Source organism: Myxococcus vastator, assembly GCF_010894475.1.
In the GTDB taxonomy this organism is placed as follows: domain Bacteria; phylum Myxococcota; class Myxococcia; order Myxococcales; family Myxococcaceae; genus Myxococcus; species Myxococcus vastator.
Window position 1 is genome coordinate 1 of record NZ_JAAIYB010000706.1, and the last position, 2,794, is coordinate 2,794.

At 72.6% G+C, this 2,794-nt stretch carries 2 protein-coding genes and 1 pseudogene; 2 read left to right on the forward strand and 1 reads right to left on the reverse strand.

Annotation, left to right across the window (positions count from 1 at the left end):
* Nucleotides 1–428: pseudogene (locus G4D87_RS36330) on the forward strand (hypothetical protein); the annotation flags it as partial.
* Nucleotides 429–652: 224 nt separating this feature from the next.
* Nucleotides 653–1,000: a hypothetical protein gene (locus G4D87_RS36335; protein ID WP_163787377.1), complete on the forward strand. Its 348-nt coding sequence runs from the start codon at nucleotides 653–655 to the stop codon at nucleotides 998–1,000.
* Nucleotides 1,001–1,018: 18 nt separating this feature from the next.
* On the opposite strand, the gene G4D87_RS36340 is transcribed toward G4D87_RS36335, so the two are convergent.
* Nucleotides 1,019–2,539, reverse strand: coding sequence for a peptidase M3 (locus G4D87_RS36340; RefSeq protein ID WP_176412442.1), 1,521 nt, complete (start codon nucleotides 2,537–2,539; stop codon nucleotides 1,019–1,021).
* Nucleotides 2,540–2,794: the final 255 nt, after the last annotated feature.

Here is a 2,794-nt window from a genome sequence, read left to right on the forward strand (position 1 = left end):
CCGCCCAGGCGGACGCGTCCCGGCCCCTGCCGCCCATGCCCCAGGTCAAGAAGGGCGGCGCGGACGAGACGACGGTCCGCCGGGCCAACTTCTTCGCCCACCGCCTGCCTCGCTCGCTGGACGGCGAGGTGCTGGTGGATTCCGCCACCTCCGTGGTCCTCAAGGCCCGGCTGGACGGGCGCATGGGCGTGCCCGGGGACAAGACGCCCGAGGCGGCCGAGCTGCGCCTGACGCTGGAGGCCGCCCTCTCCGAGGTAGGCAAGGACCCACGGCTCCAGCCGCCCGAGGACTTCCTCCCGGACGCGGACAAGCCCCAGGGCATCGCGGACGCGCTCGACACCTTCGGTATCCAGCGCAAGAAGCCCACGGACTCGGACGACGCCAGCCCGGCGGCGGCCCCGGAGCCCGAGGACGAAGAGGGCACCTGACGGGGTTCCGGCGTCCTGTCGGGCGCCGTTTCCCGGTGAACGGCTGGCCGGGACTCCGGGGTATCCCGGACGGGGGTGGAGGGGGCGGCGCTACATCCCGGCAGCGGGATGTTGGAAGAAAATTTGCGCTGACCCTTGCGTCCTCTAGAATCCTCGACGGTTGCGGCCCGGACGCGTCCGACATGCTCGGATGTTCAGCGGGGCTTCACAGCAAGGGAGCGGCGATGGAGCGCAAGGTCGGAAGTAGCACGGTGACGGCCAAGGAGGTCAAAGCGGCGCTGGAGAAGACGCGTACGCTGTCGGCCGAAGAGGAGAAGGTTCTGCGCATGCGCCACGGTGCTGGCGCTTCCAGCACCCGTGCACCGCTGCCCCGTGCCGCCGGTGACAACCAGGAGCTGGGCGACGAGCTGCTCCTCATCGAGATGCAGCTGATGAAGGCGATGCGCGCGCGTGCGGGTGCCAAGCCCGTGGCCACCGCCAGCAGCAAGCCCGTCGCCGCCACGCGCGCGCGGGATGCCGCCGCCAACCCCACCAAGGACAAGATTGTCCGGGCGCTCCGCAAGAAGAAGTAGTCGTCTCGCGGGTGTCCCCTAGCGGTTGAGGATGGCCACGAGGCGCTCCCCGGCCTCGGGCAACGCCAACGGCGTGCCTGACGTCTCCGTGGCCAGTCCTTCCGCATCGTCCGTGCCCCCACGCGCGTACAGCCCCTTCAACCAGGCGGCTGCCATGGGGTTGCGCCAGTAGTCCTCGTTGAACCGCTCCGTGAGGTGCGCGGTGAGCCGGGTCTCCAGGGCCCAGGACCGCAGGTAGTGCGCCACGTAGAGCTGCGGGTCCACGTCGTGGAGGAAGAAGCCGGGGTGGGGCTCGACGAAGAGCGCGTGGCGCTGCCCGTCGGCGTATTCGTCCGCGCGTTCCGTGGAGGCGCCCCGCTGCGTCAGGGACAGCTCGTAGGTCAGCCTGGCCGCGTGACGCCGCAGCAGCGTGAGGGCCTGGAAGGCGGCCAGCCGCACCGTGTCCCGCGCGGCCACGGTGGGCAGCCCCAGGTAGCGCTTGAGCCATTCGGGGGAGAGGAGCAGTCGCTCGAAGACGGCGGCGTGGGCCTCCGTCACGGACGCGTCGCCCAGCCGGCGCAGCTCCATGGGCAGCGTGTCGGAGACGTGGGCGCGGTGCTGCGCGTGGCCCAGTTCATGGAGCAGGCCGGCCAGCCCGTCGATGCCGCCGCGTGGCTGGAGCACCAGACGGATGTCGTCCGGCACGCGCACCACGGCGACGAAGGGGCGCGGTGACTTGCCGGGCCGGGCCTCGTCATCGATGCGGATGCGGCCTCCGGCGTTGGGCGTCAGGCCCCACTCGCCCAGCCAGCGCGCCACGGCGGGGAAGGCGTCCTCGCGCCGGAAGAAGCCGTCCATCCACGGGGCCTGGAGCGCGGCCTGCAAGTCATGCCTGCGGGCCTCTCCGCCGGGCAGCGGACGCAGCAGCGGGTCCACCTTCTTGAGGACGTAGGCGAGCACGTCGCGGTAGGCGTCCTCCGTGCGCGCGAGCAGCTTCGCGGCGGACTCGGCGAGGCTGGCGAAGTCGATGCCGGTGACGTCCTGGCGCAGGGCGGGGTAGCTCTTCGCGCCCAACTGCTCCGCGGCGTGCAGGGCCGCGTCGCGCCGGTCGCCGTAGCGGGTGCGGTGCTGCCAGAGGAACTCGCCGGTGGCGCGCTCCAGCAGGGCGCGGCGGCCTCGGGCGGGCTCGTGGGGAAGGCGGCCCAGCGCCTCGCCGAAGGCGTAGGTCTGGTCGTCCACCGTCAGCCGGGCCTGGGCCTCCAGCGCGGCGATGGCCTCCACATGGCGGGCGGCGAGCGCGTCCTCGACGTGCGAGGCCACCAACTCGCGCACCAGCCGGATGCGGCGGACGGTGAGGGGCTCGTTCTTCGACTGGGCCTTGGCGAGCGCCTCGTTGGCGGCGGCGAAGGTGTCCGGAGACGACAGCTCGGGGAAGGAGGCGTGGAGCTGGCTGGGGGAGACCTCCAGCGCGAGCCCGGCGCCTTGCCGGTAATGCAGCGTGGCGAGCTCGGCGAGGAAGTCGTCCAGCCGCGTTCGCACGGAGTGCAGGGGACGGTCCATGGGAGCGCGGAAGGTAACAGGAAGCGGGCGGCGCGAAAGGGCGATGCGCGCGTAGAGTGCCGCCGCATGACATCCGCGGTGGACACAGGGCTGGGGGCCGGCGTGCCGGAGCGAGGGGCGCATCGCGCTGGGGCTGTCCGCCCGGTGGGCGAGGTGGCGGCATGAAGCGCCGGACGTTCCGGGTGGAAGGGGCGCTGGTGGGGAAGGCCGTGGCCCGCGCGGTCGCGGATGCGCTGGGACTGCCCGAGCCGGGGG